The sequence below is a fragment of the Actinomadura sp. WAC 06369 genome (assembly GCF_003947565.1).
Classification (GTDB): Bacteria; Actinomycetota; Actinomycetes; order Streptosporangiales; family Streptosporangiaceae; genus Spirillospora; species Spirillospora rifamycini.
Window position 1 is genome coordinate 25,186 of sequence record NZ_QHJN01000021.1, and the last position, 18,311, is coordinate 43,496.

Genomic DNA, 18,311 nt, shown 5'->3' on the forward strand with positions numbered 1-18,311 from the left:
GGTCCCGCCGATCCGGCCCGTCCGATCGAGGCAAGCGTACGCGGGTGGCGGGCCCGTTGTGACGGGGGACACCGAAGTTCGGTCCTTTACGCAGTAAGGTCAGGGCGGTGGCCGGGGCCGGCACGACAGGGGGACGGCCCCGGGGCGGACATGATCGCCCGACTTTAGGCGCGCCCTGCGGCGTTTCGCCGCCGGGCCGGGCCTTTACGCAGTAAGGTCTGGCCATGGTCCGGCAACCTGCGATCAACGCGCGGAACCGCGCGCCGCTGTCCATCGAGCGCATCATCGAGGCCGCCCTGCACATCGTCGACGGGCAGGGGCTCGGCCGCCTCACCATGCGCCGCCTCGGCGACGCGCTGGAGGTGGAGGCAATGGCGATCTACCACCACCTCCCCCGCGGCAAGGAGCAGCTCCTCGACGGCCTCGTCGCCCACGTCGCCGCCGCGCCCGTCTCGGCGGACGTCCCGGACGGGCGCGCCGGGGACGTCCTGCGCGGCTGGGCGCGCGACTACCGCGCCCGGCTGCTCGAGCACGCCGGCGTCCTGCCCCTGGTCGTCACGCGCCGCAATCCCGCCGCGCTGACCGCGACCGTCGCGTCCCTGCGGGAGGCGCTGCGGCTCGGCGGCACCGCCGAGGACGCCGCCGCCGTCACCGCGCACACCCTGCTCGGCTACGTCATCGGGCACGCCGCGCTCGAGGTGCGCGGCACCGCCGAGGACGGCGCCGACCGCGCGGTGGACTGGGACGCCCGCTTCGACGCGGGACTCGGCGTCGTCCTGGCGGGCGTCCGGTAGGGGTCCGCGGGGGTCCCGGCCGCCGGTTCAGTCCTCGACGACGAGGATCTCCAGGTGGCGGGGGCCGTGCGGCCCCGGCACCCGCACCGACTCGACGTCGCGGGTGGCCGACGGGCCGCTGATCCAGGTCAGCGGGCGCGCCGGGTCGAGCCGCGCGACGACCTCCGGGACCGTCCCGGCGATCTGGTCGGCGTGGACGACGCACAGGTGGTAGTCGGGCACGAGGGTCAGCGCGCGCCGCCCCTGCGCGCGGCCGCCGTCCAGCACGACCGTCCCGGTCCGCGCGACGGCCGCCGCGCAGCCCGTCACGACGCCGTCGGCCGCCGCGAGCGCCTCGGCGTCCAGGGCGGGCGCGTCGGCCAGCGCCCGCACCCCCTCCAGTTCGGCCAGCCACCCGAACGGCAGGTCGGCCGGGACGACGATCTGCTTCGCCTCCCGGCCCCACAGCGCGGCGGCGACGGCGGTGCCGACGTCGTCGGCGGCGACGTGCCGGACCGCCGCGCGGTTCTCGGCGACCCGCTCGGTGAACAGCGCGAGGACGTCCGCGCGGGACGCGGCCTCCTCCCCGGTGAGCCGCCGGTCGTAGCCGCGCGGCACCGGCGGGGCGGTGCCGCGCTCCCCGCCGAGGGCGTCGCGGACCCGCCGCAGGATCTCGTCGCGGGCGCTCACCGGCGCGCCCACCAGTCGCGGAAGCTCTGCGCGGGCGGCGCCGGCACGTCGCGGGCCTCGGTCCACTTGCCGAGCAGCCCGGGCAGCCGCCGGATCCGGCCGCCGCGCGACAGCAGCCGCGCCCACCGGGTGCCGCGGCGGACCGCGAGGCGGTGGCGGCGGGGGTCCGCCATCGTCCAGGCCAGGCCCCGCATCAGCGCCAGCTCCGGGGTGGGGACGGGACGGGCGCGGCGCGACTCCACGACCGCGCCGCGCAGGTGCACCAGGACCTCCGGGATGTCGATCTTCACGGGGCACACGTCGGTGCAGGCGCCGCAGAGCGTGGACGCGAAGGGCAGCGACGCGTTCGCGGCGCTCTCGACGCCGCGCAGCTGCGGGGTGAGCATCGCGCCGACGGGCCCCGGGTACACCGGCCCGTACGGGCCGCCCCCGGTCCGCTCGTAGACGGGGCACACGTCCAGGCACGCCGCGCAGCGGATGCAGCGCAGCGCCGCCCGGCCGACCTCGTCGGCGAGCGCGCCGGTGCGCCCGTTGTCGAGCAGGACGAGGTGGAACGCGCGGGGCCCGTCGCCCGGGTGCACGCCCGTCCACGCCGACACGTACGGGGTCATGCGGTCGCCCGCCGAGGCGCGCGGCAGGAGCTGCAGCAGCACCTCGAGGTCGGTCCAGGACGGGACGACCTTGTCGATGCCCGCGACGGTGATCAGCGTGTCGGGGAGGGTGACGCACATCCGCCCCTCGCCGCCCGACTCGACGAGCACGGCCGTCCCGGTGTCGGCGGCGAGGAACGCCGCGCCGGTGACGGCGGCGCGGGCGCCGGCGAACCGGTCGCGCAGGTGCGCGCGGGCGGCGCCGGCGAGGGCCGCCGGGTCGTCGGACAGCTCCGGCGGGACGCCCGGCAGCGCCCGCAGGAACAGCTCCCGCACCTGCGCGCGGTCGCGGTGCAGCGCCGGGGAGGCCAGGTGCGCCGGCGCCTCCTCCCCCAGCCGGACGATCAGGTCGCCGAGGCCGGTCGCGCGGACGGTGACGCCCGCGCGGGCGAGCGCGTCGGGCAGGCCCGCCTCCCGGACGGTCGCCGACGGGGCCTGCAGGACCTCGCGGGCGCCCGTCCCCCGCACCAGCCCGGTGACGATCCGGCGGGCCTCGGCGGCGTCCACGGCCCAGTGGACCGTGCCACCCGCCTCGGTGACGGCGCGTTCGAGGCGTTCCAGGTGCGTGTCGAGGTCGAGGAGCGCCGCGTCCCGCAGGGCGCGGCCGGCGTCGCGCAGGGCCTCCCAGTCGGCGGGCTCGGCGGCGGCCGCGGCGGCGCGGGCGCGGCCGGCGGCGACCGCCGCGCCCAGGTTGCGCCGCAGCCGGGTGTCGGCGAGCGCGGGCCGCGCCGCGTCGGCGAACCGCGACGCCCGCGCCCCGGCCGCGGGAGCGGCGGGCGCGCCGTGCGCGATCGCCGACGCCAGGGCGTCCGGCGGCTCGGTGCCGGGGGCCGTCACGCGGGCCCCGTCCCGGCGAGGATCTCGGCCAGGTGGGCGACGCGGACGCCGCCGCGCAGCCGCGACAGCGCCCCGCCGATGTGCGCGAGGCAGGAGTTGTCGACGGCGCACACGACGTCGGCGCCGGTGTCGCGGATGTGCCGGATCTTGTCGGCGACCATCGCGACGGACACGTCGGCGTTCTTCATCGCGAACGCGCCCCCGAACCCGCAGCACTCGTCGGCGGCGGGCAGGTCGACCAGTTCCAGGCCGCGCACGGCGCGCAGCAGCCGCTCCGGGCGGTCGGCGACGCCGAGGGCCCGCGCGGACTGGCACGTCGGGTGGTAGGTGACCCGGTGCGGGTAGTAGGCGCCGACGTCGGTGACGTCCAGGACGTCCACCAGGAACTCGGTGAGCTCGTACACGGCGAGGGCTTCCGCGGCGTCCGCCAGGCCCGGGTCGCGGACGGTCCGCGCGATCCGGGGGTAGGCGTCCCGGACGGCGGCCGCGCACGAGGCCGACGGCGCGACGACCGCGTCCGCGCCGGCGAAGACCCGGGTGAAGGCGCGGGCGAGGCCGGCGGCCTCCCGCCGGTACCCGGTCGTCCAGTGGAACTGCCCGCAGCAGGTCTGCCCCGGCGGGTGGACGACCTCGTGCCCGAGCCGCTCGAGCAGCACCGTCGCGGCCTTCCCCGTGCCGGGGAACCACGCGTCGTCGTAGCACGCGACGAACAGCGCGACGCGCATACCCGGCCTCCCCCCTCCTTCGGCCCGCTCCCCGGGGGACATCGTAGGGCGCGCGGAGGCCGCCTCCGGCTGAAACGTTCGCATCCGGTGGCCGGAACCGGGCGGGCCGGTGACGGGCGACGGACCTTTTGAAACGTTTGCCGATCTTCGGCGTGTCGTTCTTCATCCGTTATCGAGCGCGGGGGACGCTATGCACGGCACCTCAGGGTGAGGCGGGTCACAAAATGCCCCTGCCCCGGTACCAGAGGACAATCGTCCCAACGGGCTATAGGCGGCAAGGGCGAACCGTTCCACACTGGGGTGCGTCAATTAAGGAAAGTCCACCGACCAGTAGTTGAGACCGGAGGCACGCCATGTGCCCGCACCAGCCGCCCTGTCCCTCGCACGACGCGCCCGACCGCGACGCCGCCCGCACGCTGGCCGCCCACCCCGAGCAGGGGTGGAGCCTGCTGTGCAACGGCGTCGTGCTCTTCGAGGACACCGGTGAGCTGCTGCCCGACGGGGGAGTCATCGCACCGCACCGGCCGACGGACCTGCAGGCATCGCCCGCGGCCTAGGCCGTCCGAGGGCCGGTCGCCACGGGGGGACCGGCCGCACCGATGATCGCTCCGCGGGGGCACGCGCCACCGCACCGACCTCTGGGCCCGCCCTCCGGGCCCAGAGGGAACCCTCGCATCCGCCCGAACACCGATTCCGTTCACGGGGAGACGGCGGCCCGCGACGCCGCCCAGCGCCGCAGCCACGGGACCGCCGCCGCCGCGACCGCGGCGGGGTCCTTCTTCAGCTCGTGCCGCTCCCCCGGCAGCACCACCACCCGCGCCGCGTCGGCCGGGTCCGGGACGCCGAAAGGGTCCCGGTCGCCGTTCACCACGAGCACCTCCGCGCCCGCCGACCGCAGCTCGTCCGCCCGCGACCGTTCCGGCCTGCGCGGCGGGCGCAGCGGGAACGCGAGCGCCAGCACCCCGGCCGCCCCGGCCGCCCGCGCCGTCCGGCACGCCACCCGGGCGCCGTTGCTGCGGCCGCCCTGCACCAGCGGGACGTCCCCGAACCGCTCCCGCAGCGCCGCGACGATCTCCAGCCACGCCTCGTCCTGCTTCACCGCCGACCCGGGCGCCCGGCGGCCCGCGAGCCGGAACGGCTGCGTCACCCGCGCCACCGCGCCGCCGAGCCCCAGCGCCGCGTCCCGCACCGCCAGCAGGTCCGGGGCGTCCACTCCCCCGTTCGACCCGTGCGTCAGGACCAGCAGGAACGCGGGGCCCGCGGGCTCGTCGAGCGCGGCCTCCGCGGGACCGTGCGCGGTCGTGATCTGCATGCCGCCACCGTAGCGACCGTCCCGATGATCTTGTGAGGCAGACTGGGCGCATGGAGAAGATGACCGACGACGAGTGGCGCGCGTTCGTCACCGCGGGCACCCGCACGGGCAAGTGCGCCGTCACCCGCAAGGACGGCGCCCCGCACGTGACGCCGATCTGGTTCGTGCTCGACGGCGACGACCTGCTGTTCAACACCGGCGCGTCCACCGTCAAGGGGCGCGCGCTGGCCCGCGACCCGCGCCTGTCGGTGTGCGTCGACGACCAGGAGCCGCCGTACTCGTTCGTGCTGCTGCGGGCGGAGGCGGCGCTCGTCGAGGACCTGGACGAGATGCGCCGCTGGGCCACCGCGATCGGCGCCCGCTACATGGGCGCGGACCGGGCCGAGGAGTTCGGCGCCCGCAACGCCGTCCCCGGCGAGTACCTCGTGCGCGCCCGGATCACCGGCGTCGTCGCCGAACGCGACGTCGCCCACTAGACCCGCCGGGCCGCCGCCGGCGCGCGGGCCCGCGGGGCGTTCGTCCGGGACGTCCGGTTCCCGGTGGAGAGCGGTGGGGGCGCGGGCGCGGCGTTCACTCGGCGGCCGCGGTGCGCGGGCGCAGCGCGTCGACGACCAGGCCCCGGGTGCGGAGCCGGAGTCCGTCGGGCCAGGCGCCGGTGAGGGCGCCCTGCGCGGTGGCCGTCACCAGGGCCATCACCTCGGGCGGCCGGACGTTCGCGCGGACGGCGCCCGCGCGCTGGGCGGCGTCCAGGAGGGCGCCGAACGCGTCCGCGAGGGACGCGATCTGCTCGCCGGGATCGACGGGGACGCCCTCGGCGGCGAGCAGGCCCAGGACGTCGCCGGTCTCGGACGCCGAGTCGACCAGGTACGCGATGTAGTCGAACAGGGCGGTGGCGGGGTCGCCCTCGGCCAGGAGCGCGTCGGCGCGGGCGACCAGCCGGGCGCGGACCTCCTTCATGATCGCGGCGAGCAGGTCGCGCTTGGTCGGGAAGTGGCGGAACACCGTGCCGACGGCGACGCCGGCGCGGGCGGCGACCTCCTCGGTGGAGGCCGCGGCGCCGTGCTCGGCGAACACCGCCTCGGCGGCGGCGAGGATGCGGGCTCGGTTGCGCCGGGCGTCGGCGCGCAGGGGCTTGTCCATGTGCGTGCGGTCCCGTTGACAAGATGAGTGGCGACTCATATTTTCCAAGATGAGTAGCGACTCATCTTAATGGAGGCGGCCCATGACGCCGAGGGGTCTGTTCGCGCGGTTCCAGGACAACGTGCTCGCCGGGCGGCCGGGCCTGGACGAGGGCATGCTCGGGGACGGCACCGTGGTCGAGACGCCGTTCTCGCCCGAGGGTCACCGCCGGTTCGAGGGGCGGGACGCGGTGGCGGCCATGCTCGAGGCGGGTCGCGGCCTCCCCGTGGAGTTCGAGGCGTTCCGGCGGGTGGTCGTGCACGAGACCGCCGATCCGGACGTGATCGTCGCCGAGTACGAGTTGGTCGCGCGGATCCCCGCGACGGGACGGCGGGCGGCGGGCGCGTTCGTCCTCGTCCTGCGGGCGCGGGACGGGCGGGTCGCGCACTGGCGCGAGTACCAGGACGTCGGGGCGATGGCCCGGGCCTTCGCCGCCTAGGGCGTCCGGGCCCCCGCCGCCCGGGGTCACTCGTCGTCGAGAGCGTACTCGAGGTAGCGGTCGGCGGAGCGGCGCACGGCGTTCTTGCCGTCGGCGTAGACGATCTTGCGCCACCAGGCCCCGTAGACGCGGTCGAAGTCGTAGGGCTCGAGGAGGCGCAGCGCGCGCCGGACGGTCCGGGGGCGCTCGGGGATGAAGTTCGGGTAGCTGTACATGAAGCTCACCCAGTCGCGGTCGTTGACGACCTGCAGGATGTCGCCGGAGAACAGCGCGCGGGCGTCGCGCCAGTGCAGGACCTGGCCGCCGTCGAAGTGCACGCCCGCGTTGATCAGGGTGACGCCTTCGGCGATCTCGCACGTGTCGCCCGTCCAGAAGACGACGGCGTCGTCGGGGCGGGCGACCCAGCGGCGGTCGGCCTCGTGGATGTACACGGGGGCGCCGAACGCGTGCGCCCACTCGACCATCGTGCCGTAGTAGTGCGGGTGGCTGATCGCGATCGCGTCGACGCCGCCGAGGTCGTTCACCTCGCGGATCACGTCGTTGTCGATGTACGTGACCATGTCCCAGAGCACGTTCCCGGCGGGCGTGCGCAGCAGCAGCGCCCGCTGGCCGATCGCGATGGAAGGCTCGGTGCCGATGCCGACGACGTCCAGGCCCTCGTCCTCGATCCGCGCGCGGTGCCCGGCCGCCCCCAGCTCCTCCAGGCTCGTCCAGCGCTGCCCCTCCCAGCCGACGTACTGCCGCTCGTCCTCGCAGATCGGGCAGTCGGGGCGGGGAGCGCCGTACTGGACGCCGCAGGTGACGCAGATCGGGAATTCCATGATCGGCATTGTGAACGGGAGGCGGCCGGGGGTGCAACGCGGCGTGCGGGTGGGCCAGGATGGACGGTCGTGAGCACCTCGGAATTCGCCTTCGACGCCATCGACGACCTCGACGCGGGCGCGGCGCGCCTCGTCGCCACCCTGTCCGCACTGGACGGGGCCGGCCTGCGCGCCCCCTCGGCGCTGCCGGGATGGAGCCGCGCGCACGTCGCCACGCACATCGCCCGCAACGCCGACTCGCTCTGCAACCTGCTGGAATGGGCGCGCACCGGCACGGAGATCCCGCAGTACCCCAGCGTGGAGCAGCGCAACGCCGACATCGAAGCCGGCGTCAGGCGGGGGCGCGACGAGATCGTCGAGGACGTGCGCGCCAGTGCCGCCCGGTTCACCGGGCTGGCCCGCGCGCTCCCGGTGGACGCCCGGGACGCGCGGGTGCGGGCGATGGCGGGGTTCGAGCACCCGGCCTGGTACCTGATCCTGCGGCGCTGGCACGAGGTCGAGGCCCACCACGTCGACCTCGCCGCCGGGTACGGGCCCGCCGACTGGCCCGACCGGTACGTCGGGTGGGCGCTGCGCAGCACGCTGGCCGACATGGCGGTGCTGCCCGCCGAGCGGCTCCCCGGCCTGGCCGGGCACCGGATCGTCGTGACGGACCTCGGCGAGGAGGCGGTGCTCGGCGAGGCGACCGGCGCCGAGGCGTCCGGGACGGCCCGCGCGCTGCTCGGCTGGCTGAGCGGGCGGTCGGACGGCGCGGGCGTGGCGGCCCGCGGGGCGCTCCCGGAGCCGCCGCCGTGGCCGCACGCCCCCGCCGGGTTCCGCTAGTCGCGGTCCGCCAGCCGGCGCAGCGCGTCGGCCGACCGGACGACGATCACGTTGCGGGCGACGTCGAGGCCGCCGCGGACGGACTCCGCGGTGAGGATCTGCGCGACCTTGCGGCGGCCCATCCCGGCCCACCGCCCGAGGTCCTGCTGGGACACCGGGAGCCGCACCTCGACGCCCGCGGCGGCCCCGTCCCCGGGGCCGCCGTCCCCGGCGAGCGGGGAGCCGAACCGCGACGTCAGGCGCAGCAGCCGGCCGGCGAGGCGGCGCTCGGGGTCGTCGGGGAAGTGCGCGACGCGGAGCTCGTCGGCGTCGCGGAGCCGCTCGGCGAGGACGGCCGCGACCGCCCAGACCGTCCCGGGGTGGGCGTCCAGGACGCGGCGGAACCGGTCGGCGGTCAGCCTGGTCGCCTCCACCGCGGTGAGCGCCTCGGCGTTGGCGTGCCGGACGCCGCCGTCGACGGCCTCCAGCTCGCCGACGAGGTCGCCCGGCCCGAGCACGTCCAGGATCGCGACGTCGCCCGCGCGGTCCACCCACACCTTCACGGCGCCGCGGTGCAGGACGAAGACCTGGGACGTGTGGGTGTGCTCGCGCACGAGGAACGCCCCCGGCTTCATCATCACGGTCGTCCCCTCGCGCCGCAGCGCCTCCCGGGCGCGCTCGGGCAGCGCGTCCCAGAAGCGGGTGAGCTCCATGTCGCCTCCTCGCGGGACCCGGCGGGGTCACGGGTCCCGGCCCCAGTCAACGCCGCGATGCGGCACGAGTCAGCGTCTTCCGTCACATCTCCAGCGATCGGTCCGATTCGAGCCACTTGTCGAGGGCGCGGACGCGGCGGGCGCAGTCGGCGGCGGCGTCCGCGTCGCCGAGCGCCCGGTACGACGCGGCCTGCAGCCGGAGCGCCTCGCGCCGCCCCGGATGGTCGTCCATGTCGCGGCGGATGGCGATCTCGGCGTCGAAGTGCGCGGCCGCCCGCGCGTGCTCGCCGCGCAGCTGCGACGCGCGCGCCATCACGTGCAGCGCGTACGCCTGCTCGCGGGCGTCGCCGAGCTCGGCCGCGAGGTCCAGCGCCCGCCGCGCCGTCTCGAGGGCGTCGTCGGCGCGGCCGAGGTCCAGGTGGACGGCGGCGAGGTGCACCAGCGCGGTTCCCTCGGCGTACCGGTCGCCCGCCTCGCCGATGAGCCGCAGCGCCTCCAGGCCGACGCGCAGGGCGTCGTGCGGGCGGCCGCTGCGGCGCAGCACCAGCGCGAGGGTGTCGGTGCCGACGCCGAGCCCGTGCCGGTCGCCGGCGGCGCGGCGGATGCCCAGCGCCTGCTGCGCGGCACGCTCGGCGTCCTCCGGCAGCCCGAGCCGCAGGTAGGTGCGGGCGAGGCTGCCGAGCGTGCCGGCCAGCCTGCCGCGGGCGCCGAGCCGGTGCCACAGGTCGAGGGCCTCCAGGCCGAGGACGAACGCCTCCTGCGGGCGCCCGAGGCGGCGCATCACCACCGACAGCTGCTCCAGGTCGTTGGCCTCGCCGTGCCGGTCGCCGATCTCCCGGCGCACCTCGAGCGCGTGCAGCAGGTGCTCGCGGGCCTCCCGGTGGCGGCCGTGCCGCAGGTGGACGACGCCGATCTGCGCGAGCGTCTCGGCCTCGCCGTGCCGGTCGCCGACGTCGCGGTGCAGGCGCAGGGCGTCCCCGCAGTAGGTGAACGCCTCCGCGAACCGCGCCGCGTCGCACGTCAGCATCCCGAGGGTGGTGAGCGCGCGCGCCTCCCCGTGGCGCGCGCCCAGCGCGCGGTACGTGCGCAGGGCCTGTTCGGCGTCCTGCATGGCCAGGTCGCGCTGGCCGAGGGAGGCGTGCATGCGCGCCAGGAGGGTGAGCGCCTGCGCCGCGCCGAGCTGGTCGGCTTGTTCTTGGCGGATGTAAAGGGCCTCCAGGGCGTACAGGACGGCGTCCCGGACGTTCCCCCAGCGGCGGTGGACCCTCGCCAGGGTGAACAGGGTTCCCGCCACGCCGGGCATGTCGCCGATGCGCCTGCGTATGGCGAGCGCCCGGTCCGCGTGTTCGAGGGCCCGTTCGTGGTCGGAAAGCCCCACGTGCGCGCGGGCGAGCGTGTCGTGCGCCTGGGCGACGCCCGCGTCGTCTCCGAGCTCGCCGTGGGCGGCGAGGGCGCAGCGGGCGTGGTCGATGGCGGTCGGGTACCGGCCCAGGGCGGCGTGCACGTCGGCGAGCGTCGCCAGGGTCGCGGCCTCCCCGTACCGGTCGGGCGGGTCGACGGCGCGGAACCCGCGCCGCGCGTCCTCCCCGTACCCGACGGCCTGCTGGGCGCGGTCGAGCTCGACGTGCGCGACGGCGAGGTCGTGCAGCATGACGGCGGCGGCCGCCCAGTCCTCCTCGGCGCGCGCCGCGCGCAGGCCGGCCTGCAGGACCGCGACGTTGTCCTCGCCGTACCGCCGGAGACGCTGGAAGTCGAACAGGGCGTCGGCGAGTTCCCAGCACGTCCGGTGCAGGCCGAGCCGGGCCGCCTGGTGCACGGCCGCGACGAGGTTGCGCCGCTCGGCCTCGAACCAGGCGAGCCCGGCGGCCCGCACGTCCCGGTCGGGAGCCGGGCGGGACGCCCGCACCCGGGCGCCCGCGGCCGGGCCCGGCGCCGCGGCGGGGCGGGCGGGGGCGCCGAGCCGCTCCCCCGCCGCCCGCGCCCCCGCCAGGTACGCGGCCAGCAGCCGCCGCTGCGCGGCCTGCAGGTCGCTGTCGTCGTCCTCGACGAGCGCGCGCCCCCGCGCGAACTCGCGGAGCAGGTCGTGCATCCGGTAGCGGCCGGGCGCGGTGTCCCGGACCAGGTACGCCTGCCGCAGGCCCTCCAGGCAGTCGCGCGCCCCGTCCTCGGTCCGGCCCATGAGGGCGGCGAGGGCCGCGGCGGTGAAGTCGGGCCCGGCGACGAGCCCGAGCCTGCGGAACGCCTCCCGCTGGTCGGGGCCCAGCCCCCGGTAGGCCACCTCGAAGGTCGGGCTCAGGACGCCCTGGAGCGCTCCGCCCGGAGCCGCCGGGCCCCGGACGCCGTCCCGGGCGCCCCCGCCGGACGTGCCGGGCGCGGTCTCCTCGTCGTGCGCCGTCAGCTCCCGGACCGTCTCCGCGATGGACTCGTCCGGGTTCTCGGCGAGCCGGCCCGCCATCACCGCCAGGGCCAGCGGCAGCCGGCCGCACTCGCGGGCCAGCCGGGCGAGCGGCCGCCGCTCCCCCCGCACCCGCGGGTCGTCCGGCCCGAGCACGCCCGCGATCAGGTCCTCGGCCTCCTGCTCCGCCAGTTCCCGCAGCTCCAGCGTGCGGACGTCCGTGCCGCGCAGCAGCGGCGGGAGCCGGCGGCGGCTCGTCACGATCACCAGGCCGGACGCCGCCGCCGACAGCAGCGGGCCCACCTGCTCGGGACCGGCGGCGTTGTCGAGGATCAGCAGCATCCGGCGGTCGGCCAGCAGCGACCGGCACTGCGCCGCCAGGCCCGCCTCGGTGCGCGGCAGTTGGTCGCCGGGGACGCCCGCCGCGCGCAGCACCTGCCCCATCGCCTCACCGGGCGTGGCGGGGGCGCGGGACGTCCCGCGCAGGTCGGTGAACAGGATCCCGTCGGGGAACCGCCCGGCCGTCCGGTGCGCCCAGTGCAGCGCCAGCGCCGTCTTGCCGACCCCGGCCATGCCCTGGACGACGACCGCGCGCGGCCACTCGGCCTGCGCGACGAGCATGTCGAGCTTGCGGAGGCTGACGTCGCGGCCGGTGAAGAAGGGGTTGTCCGCGGGGAGCCCCGCCAGGTCGGGCCGCGCACCGGACGGCTCCAGCCGCACGGGTTCGCGCGCGGCGAGCCCGCCGGGCTCCGGCGGCGCGGGGGCGTGCTCGACGGCCGGCCACTCGTCGCCCCAGGGGCTGGCGGCGCGGCGCAGCCGCTCCGGATCCAGGACGATCAGCGGGCGGGGGCGCCGGTCCAGGATGCCCTTGGCGCGCCACAGCCGGAACCAGCGGACGAGCGTCTCGCGGGAGATCCCCGCCCAGTTCGCCAGCTCGGCCTGGCTGAGCCGCAGCGGGACCTCCAGCCCGCGCGAGGTGCGCTCCCCGAACCGGTGGACCAGCTCGAGCAGGTGGTAGGCGAGGCGCTGCGGATGGTCGGCGGCGCGCACGGCGTGCCGGCGGCCGCCGTAGGTGACGGTCTGCGAGACGGCGTGCATCATCGCCTCGGCGACCCGCGGGTTGGCGGCCAGCAGGCGGCGGAACGTGCGGCGCTCCACCCGGAGCGCCACGACGTGGTCGAGCGCGGCGACCGTCCCGCGCTGGGGGTGCCCCCACGGGCCGAGGACGCCGACGAGGTCGCCGGGCCCGAACAGGTCGATGATCGACTGGTCGCCCTCGCTGGAGTCGACGAACTCCTTGGCGACGGCGTTGCCCGCCGCCCGCGGCACCTCCTTGAACAGGACGTACACCGCGGGGGCCGCCACGCCCTGGTGGCACAGCGTCCCCCGCGGCGGGACGGTCGTGGTGCGGCCCATCGCCCGCAGGGCCTGCCGGTCCGCGGGCGCGAGCCGCGCCCAGAAGCTGCCCGGGCGCACGCCGTGCCCCGGATCATGGCCCGGGTCCGGGTCCGCGCCGTGATCCGGGCCGGGCGCGAGCGGGTGCTCGAGAGGATGCTCCAGCACGGGTCACCCGCCGCCCGCCGCCGCCGCGAGCGACCAGAACAGGAACAGCACCGCGGTCGTCACGGCCCACGCGACCGCCCGCCAGGACAGCTCGCCGCACCGGTGCGCGGCCGACAGCAGCCGCCGCAGCTCCCGGTCGCGGACCGCCGCGTCGAGCGCGGCGGCCGACGCGAACGTCGTCCACGGCACCGCCGGGTCGACCGGCGCGCCGGTGCGGCCGCGGACCTCGCCGAGCACCGCCACCAGCGTCCGGCGGGACCGGACGGTGAACGCCGCCGAGGCCGCGAACGCCCCGGCGAGCACGGGGAGCAGCGCCAGCGCGGCGGGGCCGGGCGGCCCGGCCGTCAGGCGCGTGGCGGTGCCGACCAGCACCAGGGTGAGCAGCACCGCCGCGATCGCGGCGTCCTGCCCGCAGAGCCGGACCAGCGCGCACGCCTGCCCGAGGAGGTCCTCGGGCGGCTCCGGGCGCGGTCCGGGACGTGACGCGGCGACCCGCCGATCCACCTGCATCGTCCCACCGTCCTCGCGGTCGAACCTGATCTGCCAATCACCATGGTGCGGCCGCGGCCGGAACTTTTCCGCCCACCGGCGCACACTGCGGCTGAGTCACGTGACGCAGATCCGCCGCGCCCGCGCGGCCCGGCCGGACCGTGCCCGCCGCGCCCGATGGTGGAAGATGGTCGTCCGGCATCGAACGCGGCCATCGAGGAGGACCCATGACCTACACGGGGAACGTCGAGCCCGGCGGGCGGCCCGACGTCCGGGAACTGCCGGGCCTGACGGTCACGAAGGTCTCGGTGGGCCCGTACGACAACAACGCCTACCTGCTGCGCTGCACCGCCACGGGCGAGCGGCTGCTGATCGACGCGGCCAACGAGGCGTCCCGGCTGCTGGAGCTGGTCGGCGACGGCCCGCTCGCCCGGATCGTCACCACCCACCGGCACCAGGACCACTGGATGGCGCTGAGCGAGGTGGCGCGGGCGACCGGCGCGCCCGTCGCCGCGCACCCCCGCGACGCCGAGGCGCTGCCCGAGCCCGTCGCCGAGCCCGTCGAGGACGGCGACACCGTCCGGGTCGGACGCGCCGCGCTCGAGGTGATCCACCTGCGCGGGCACACGCCCGGCTCGATCGCGCTGCTGTACGACGCGGGCGGGGAGCTCGCCGACCGGCCGCACCTGTTCACCGGGGACAGCCTGTTCCCCGGCGGCGTCGGCAACACCTGGGGCGACCCGACGCTGTTCGAGCAGCTCCTCGGCGACGTGGAGGAGCGGCTGTTCGCGCGGCTCCCGGACGCCACCTGGTTCTATCCGGGGCACGGCAAGGACTCGACGCTCGGCCGCGAGCGCCCCGCACTGCCGGAGTGGCGCGCCCGCGGCTGGTGACCGCCCCCGCGCGCACGGCCGCACCCGGCCGCCGTCCCGTCCGGAACAACCGGCGGGGAGTGTTCGTTTCTCAAGGCACACTTCCGGCGGCCAGGAGAACGACATCCACGACATCGACGAGGTCGATCCGGGCCCGGCGCTGCACTACCCGGCCGGTTCCCTCGTGCTCGTCGCCGGCCTGCCCGGCGCCGGCAAGAGCACGCTGCTGAACCGGCTCTACGGCCTGCGCGGAGACGAGACCGCACCGGTGCCCGCGGGTGACGTGCTGGTGATCGACTCGGGGCAGGCCCGCAACTGGTGGGCGCGTCGGCTGCGTCCGCTGCCCGCGGTCCTGCGCACCCCGCTGATCCACACCACGCACGTGTGGCGGATCGGCCGGGCCGTGCTGCGCGGCCGCGGCGTCGTCGCGCACACCCGCGGCACCTGGCCGCACATCCTGCACCTGTTCGCGTGGATGGCGCGGCTGCACGGCGGCGGCGTCCACCTGATCCTCATCGACGTCGACCCGGAGACGGCGCGGGCCGGGCAGTTCGCCCGCGGCCGCGTGGTCACCCGCACGACGTTCCAGCGGCACTGCCGCCGCTGGCGGCCGCTGCTCGACAGCGCCCGCGGCGGCACGGTCCCGCCCGCCGCCGGGGTCACCGTCCTCGACCGCGACACCGCCGACAAGCTGCAGGTCATCCGCTTCCACTGAGCCCGCGCCCCGGCGCCCCCGGCCCGGGATCACCGCAGGCCGGCGAACCAGCGGACCGTCCGGCCCGTCGCCGCCACGTTCGACCCGAGGTGCCGCGACCCCTCGTGGAGCCGGTCGTCCAGATCGACGACGGACACCGGCGCGCCGCGCTCCCGCAAGGACGCCGCGCAGGCCGCGGTGTTCGCGGTGACCGCCTGCTCGTCGCCGTCCATCCGGTACAGCCGGACGGGCGCGCGCGGCGTCCAGGCCGTGCAGACCTCGGCGTCCACGCGGAGCCCCTCGGCGAACGTCCCCGACGGGTGCCGCAGCAGGTCCATGCCCCGCGGGGTGAGCAGCTCCTCGAGGGTCCCGGGGAGTCCCCGGAGCATGACGGGGCCGGGCGTGGTCCCGTCGAAGTACTTCTCGACGCGGGCGGCGTAGGGCGTCCGGAAAAGCTCCGACGGCTCGCGGTAGACGCCGCCGTAGACCCGGTTCCAGGACGTGAGCAGGTACGCGGCGTAGGCGACGCCCATCCTGGGGTCGATCTCGCCGTTCAGCAGCGCGGGCAGCTCCGCGCCGCGGAAGTCGTAGGCGCCGCTGACCGGCGCCACCGCGCGGACCCGGAACCGCCGGTCGGCGCCCTCCTGGAGCGCCCGCGCCAGCCCCAGCGCGGACGAGGCGCCCTGCGAGAACCCGGTGACCAGGACGTCCCGCTCGAGCGCGCGGCCGCGGCGCGGCGCGAACGCGCGGGCCGCCCGCAGCATGTCCAGCGCCGCCGACGTCTCGGACGGCACGTGCTTCCACGGGTGGACGCCCGGTCCCTCGCCGAGGCCCAGGTAGTCGGGGGCGACGGCGGCGAACCCGGCGGCGCCGAAGGCGACGGCCGGGCCGCGCGCCCACGCGTCGTCCGCGACCGAGGGCGCGTCCGGCTTGTAGCTCGTCGTCCCGTGCGTGTAGGAGACCGTGCGCAGCCGCCGCTCGGCGCTCCGCGGGAGCACCAGCAGGCCGCTCGCGACGGTCGGCCGGCCGTGCGCGTCGATCGTCCGGTAGACGAGCCGGTAGGCGTCCGTTCCGTACCGGACGGACGCGGTGTCGAAGCCGGCGCCCGCCAGCCACGGGCGGATCTCGGCGGCGGTCATGCCGCCGAGGTGCCGTGCCGACACCGGGCTCCCCCGGCGCGCGTCGGTGTGCCCGGGCGCGGCGGCCGCGGCCGCGGCGGCGTCCGCGCGGGGCGGGGTGTCGGCGGCCAGCGCGCCGGCGGTGACGGCGCCGGCGACGAGGGCTCCCGCGGCGAGGCCGGCGGCGACGCGGGGGGTGGTGCGGGCGGTCGGGCGGGCGGTGGTGGTGCGGGGCATCGGTTTCCCTTCCGTGTTCGGTCCCCCCAGCCTTCAGGCGCCGCCGCCGCGCCCTCCACACCCGCGCTGGTGATCTTCGGACCGCTACCTGAGCGGGTGCGGTGTCCCCGCGTGGTCGTGCCCCGCCGCCCCCGGCCCGGGCGGAAGCACTTTTTCCGGTCGATGAAAGTGGCGTGTGACGGGCGGGGCGGGGATTAATAGGGTCGTCGGACACCGCTACGACGAGGAGACACGAGCATGGCGCAGCAGGTACGCGGGGTCGTCGCACCCGGCAAGGGGGAGCCGGTGCGGATCGAGACGATCACGATCCCCGACCCCGGCCCGGGGGAGGCGGTGGTGGACGTCCAGGCGTGCGGGGTCTGCCACACCGACCTGCACTACCGGGAGGGCGGGATCAACGACGAGTTCCCGTTCCTGCTCGGGCACGAGGCCGCCGGTGTGGTCGAGTCGGTCGGCGAGGGCGTCACCGAGGTCGCGCCGGGCGACTTCGTGGTGCTGAACTGGCGGGCCGTGTGCGGGCAGTGCCGGGCGTGCCTGCGGGGACGCCCGTGGTACTGCTTCGACACCCACAACGCGTCGCAGAAGATGACGCTGGCGGACGGCACGGAGCTGACGCCGGCCCTCGGCATCGGCGCGTTCGCCGACAAGACGCTGGTGGCCGCCGGGCAGTGCACGAAGGTCGACCCGGCGGCGAAGCCGGAGGTCGCGGGGCTGCTGGGCTGCGGCGTGATGGCGGGCCTCGGCGCGGCGATCAACACCGGGAACGTCGGCCGGGGCGACTCGGTCGCGGTCATCGGCTGCGGCGGGGTCGGCGCGGCGGCGGTGCTCGGTGCGCGGCTGGCCGGCGCCGCGAAGATCATCGCGATCGACCTGGACGAGCGCAAGCTCGCCACCGCGACGTCCCTCGGGGCCACGCACACGGTCCACGCGAAGGACGCCGACGTCGTCGAGTCCGTCCGGGAGCTGACCGGCGGGTTCGGCGCGGACGTCGTGATCGAGGCGGTCGGCCGCCCGGAGACCTACGAGCAGGCGTTCTACGCCCGCGACCTCGCCGGGACGGTCGTGCTGGTCGGCGTGCCGACGCCGGAGATGAAGCTCGAGCTGCCGCTGCTGGACGTGTTCGGCCGCGGCGGGTCGCTGAAGTCGTCCTGGTACGGCGACTGCCTGCCCTCGCGCGACTTCCCGATGCTGATCGACCTGTACCTGCAGGGGCGCCTCGACCTGGAGGCGTTCGTCACCGAGACGATCGGGCTCGGCGACGTCGAGGCGGCGTTCGACAAGATGCACCGCGGCGACGTCCTGCGCTCGGTGGTGATGCTCTGATGGCGGCCCGCATCGACCACCTGGTCACGTCCGGGACGTTCTCGCTGGACGGCGGCACCTGGGACGTCGACAACAACGTGTGGATCGTCGGGGACGACGCCGAGGCGGTCGTCATCGACGCGGCGCACGACGACGCGGCGATCCGGCGGGCGCTGGACGGCCGCAGGCTGGTGGCGATCGTGTCGACGCACGGGCACGACGACCACATCGACGCGGCCCCCGCCCTCGCCGACGCGACGGGCGCGCCCGTCCTGCTGCACCCGGACGACCTGATGCTGTGGAAGCAGCGGCACCCCGACCGCGACCCGGACGGCGTCCTGGCGGACGGCCAGGTCGTCACGGTCGCCGGAACGGACCTGACGGTCCTGCACACTCCGGGTCACAGCCCCGGCGCCGTTTGCCTGCACGCGCCGGAGCTGGGCACGGTGTTCTCGGGCGACACCCTGTTCCAGGGCGGTCCCGGGGCGACCGGGCGGTCGTTCTCCGACTTCCCGACGATCATCACGTCCATCCGGGAGCGGCTGCTGACGCTGCCGGAGGACACCGTCGTCCGCACCGGCCACGGCGACTCGACCACGATCGGCGCCGAGGCCCCGCACCTCGAGGAGTGGATCGCCCGCGGCCACTGACGCCGCTCGCTGCGCCCCGCCCCGCCTCGCCGCGCCCGCCCGGTCCCGTCC

General features: G+C 76.7%; 19 protein-coding genes. 9 read left to right on the plus strand and 10 right to left on the minus strand.

Annotated features, from left to right (window positions below):
- Positions 1-224 precede the first annotated feature (224 nt).
- Positions 225-794 carry a TetR/AcrR family transcriptional regulator gene (locus DMH08_RS08330; RefSeq protein WP_026401867.1) on the plus strand — a complete coding sequence of 190 codons (570 nt, stop codon included), beginning with the start codon at positions 225-227 and terminating at the stop codon, positions 792-794.
- A gap of 27 nt (positions 795-821) precedes the next feature.
- On the opposite strand, the gene DMH08_RS08335 is transcribed toward DMH08_RS08330, so the two are convergent.
- From DMH08_RS08335 to DMH08_RS08345, 3 genes are read right to left on the minus strand one after another with little or no spacing between them, the layout of a single operon-like run.
- Entirely contained in the window at positions 822-1,463 is a 642-nt protein-coding gene (locus tag DMH08_RS08335; RefSeq protein ID WP_125612812.1) for a LutC/YkgG family protein, read from the minus strand.
- Positions 1,460-2,905, minus strand: a complete 1,446-nt coding sequence (locus DMH08_RS08340) for a lactate utilization protein B (protein WP_125612850.1) — start codon at positions 2,903-2,905, stop codon at positions 1,460-1,462. The genes DMH08_RS08335 and DMH08_RS08340 overlap by 4 nt, the downstream gene beginning before the upstream one ends.
- A gap of 41 nt (positions 2,906-2,946) precedes the next feature.
- Positions 2,947-3,675 carry a (Fe-S)-binding protein gene (locus DMH08_RS08345; RefSeq protein WP_026401869.1) on the minus strand — a complete coding sequence of 243 codons (729 nt, stop codon included), beginning with the start codon at positions 3,673-3,675 and terminating at the stop codon, positions 2,947-2,949.
- Between the two features lie 353 nt (positions 3,676-4,028).
- Between DMH08_RS08345 and DMH08_RS08350 the strand changes: the two genes are divergently transcribed.
- The gene (locus tag DMH08_RS08350; RefSeq protein WP_026401870.1) at positions 4,029-4,232 is read left to right on the plus strand and encodes a DUF5999 family protein; all 204 of its coding nucleotides are present in this window, start codon (positions 4,029-4,031) and stop codon (positions 4,230-4,232) included.
- Between the two features lie 140 nt (positions 4,233-4,372).
- On the opposite strand, the gene DMH08_RS08355 is transcribed toward DMH08_RS08350, so the two are convergent.
- Positions 4,373-4,987 carry an alpha/beta hydrolase family protein gene (locus tag DMH08_RS08355; protein ID WP_026401871.1) on the minus strand — a complete coding sequence of 205 codons (615 nt, stop codon included), beginning with the start codon at positions 4,985-4,987 and terminating at the stop codon, positions 4,373-4,375.
- A gap of 50 nt (positions 4,988-5,037) precedes the next feature.
- Here DMH08_RS08355 and DMH08_RS08360 point away from each other — a divergent pair, with 50 nt between their 5' ends.
- Complete coding sequence (locus DMH08_RS08360; RefSeq protein WP_125612814.1) at positions 5,038-5,463, plus strand: PPOX class F420-dependent oxidoreductase; 426 nt, start codon at positions 5,038-5,040, stop codon at positions 5,461-5,463.
- Between the two features lie 94 nt (positions 5,464-5,557).
- Here the strand turns inward: DMH08_RS08360 and DMH08_RS08365 are convergent, their stop codons facing one another.
- Positions 5,558-6,127, minus strand: coding sequence for a TetR/AcrR family transcriptional regulator (locus tag DMH08_RS08365; RefSeq protein ID WP_125612816.1), 570 nt, complete (start codon positions 6,125-6,127; stop codon positions 5,558-5,560).
- 82 nt (positions 6,128-6,209) lie between these two features.
- Between DMH08_RS08365 and DMH08_RS08370 the strand changes: the two genes are divergently transcribed.
- Complete coding sequence (locus DMH08_RS08370) at positions 6,210-6,605, plus strand: nuclear transport factor 2 family protein (protein WP_125612818.1); 396 nt, start codon at positions 6,210-6,212, stop codon at positions 6,603-6,605.
- Positions 6,606-6,631: 26 nt separating this feature from the next.
- On the opposite strand, the gene DMH08_RS08375 is transcribed toward DMH08_RS08370, so the two are convergent.
- Positions 6,632-7,426, minus strand: coding sequence for an MBL fold metallo-hydrolase (locus DMH08_RS08375; RefSeq protein WP_233617483.1), 795 nt, complete (start codon positions 7,424-7,426; stop codon positions 6,632-6,634).
- A 69-nt stretch (positions 7,427-7,495) separates the two neighbouring features.
- Here DMH08_RS08375 and DMH08_RS08380 point away from each other — a divergent pair, with 69 nt between their 5' ends.
- The gene (locus DMH08_RS08380; protein WP_158642273.1) at positions 7,496-8,248 is read left to right on the plus strand and encodes a maleylpyruvate isomerase family mycothiol-dependent enzyme; all 753 of its coding nucleotides are present in this window, start codon (positions 7,496-7,498) and stop codon (positions 8,246-8,248) included.
- Here the strand turns inward: DMH08_RS08380 and DMH08_RS08385 are convergent.
- From DMH08_RS08385 to DMH08_RS08395, 3 genes are all read right to left on the minus strand, one after another.
- Positions 8,245-8,940: a Crp/Fnr family transcriptional regulator gene (locus DMH08_RS08385; protein WP_125612822.1), complete on the minus strand. Its 696-nt coding sequence runs from the start codon at positions 8,938-8,940 to the stop codon at positions 8,245-8,247. The genes DMH08_RS08380 and DMH08_RS08385 overlap by 4 nt on opposite strands.
- An 82-nt stretch (positions 8,941-9,022) precedes the next feature.
- A complete protein-coding gene (locus DMH08_RS08390; RefSeq protein WP_125612824.1) occupies positions 9,023-12,898 on the minus strand; it encodes a tetratricopeptide repeat protein in 3,876 nt (1,291 codons plus the stop codon).
- Between the two features lie 3 nt (positions 12,899-12,901).
- Positions 12,902-13,408: a hypothetical protein gene (locus DMH08_RS08395; RefSeq protein ID WP_026401877.1), complete on the minus strand. Its 507-nt coding sequence runs from the start codon at positions 13,406-13,408 to the stop codon at positions 12,902-12,904.
- A gap of 206 nt (positions 13,409-13,614) precedes the next feature.
- On the opposite strand from DMH08_RS08395, the gene DMH08_RS08400 reads away from it, so the two are divergent.
- Positions 13,615-14,280: an MBL fold metallo-hydrolase gene (locus DMH08_RS08400; RefSeq protein WP_026401878.1), complete on the plus strand. Its 666-nt coding sequence runs from the start codon at positions 13,615-13,617 to the stop codon at positions 14,278-14,280.
- Between the two features lie 163 nt (positions 14,281-14,443).
- Entirely contained in the window at positions 14,444-14,974 is a 531-nt protein-coding gene (locus tag DMH08_RS08405) for an ATP-binding protein (RefSeq protein WP_233617484.1), read from the plus strand.
- Positions 14,975-15,003: 29 nt separating this feature from the next.
- Here the strand turns inward: DMH08_RS08405 and DMH08_RS08410 are convergent, their stop codons facing one another.
- Positions 15,004-16,308, minus strand: a complete 1,305-nt coding sequence (locus DMH08_RS08410; RefSeq protein ID WP_199747686.1) for a hypothetical protein — start codon at positions 16,306-16,308, stop codon at positions 15,004-15,006.
- Positions 16,309-16,545: 237 nt separating this feature from the next.
- Between DMH08_RS08410 and DMH08_RS08415 the strand changes: the two genes are divergently transcribed.
- Both DMH08_RS08415 and DMH08_RS08420 read left to right on the plus strand, forming a co-directional pair.
- Positions 16,546-17,631 (plus strand): S-(hydroxymethyl)mycothiol dehydrogenase, encoded by a 1,086-nt coding sequence (locus DMH08_RS08415; protein WP_125612826.1) that lies wholly within the window; start codon positions 16,546-16,548, stop codon positions 17,629-17,631.
- Positions 17,631-18,260, plus strand: coding sequence for an MBL fold metallo-hydrolase (locus tag DMH08_RS08420; protein ID WP_026401881.1), 630 nt, complete (start codon positions 17,631-17,633; stop codon positions 18,258-18,260). The genes DMH08_RS08415 and DMH08_RS08420 overlap by 1 nt, the downstream gene beginning before the upstream one ends.
- Positions 18,261-18,311 lie beyond the last annotated feature (51 nt).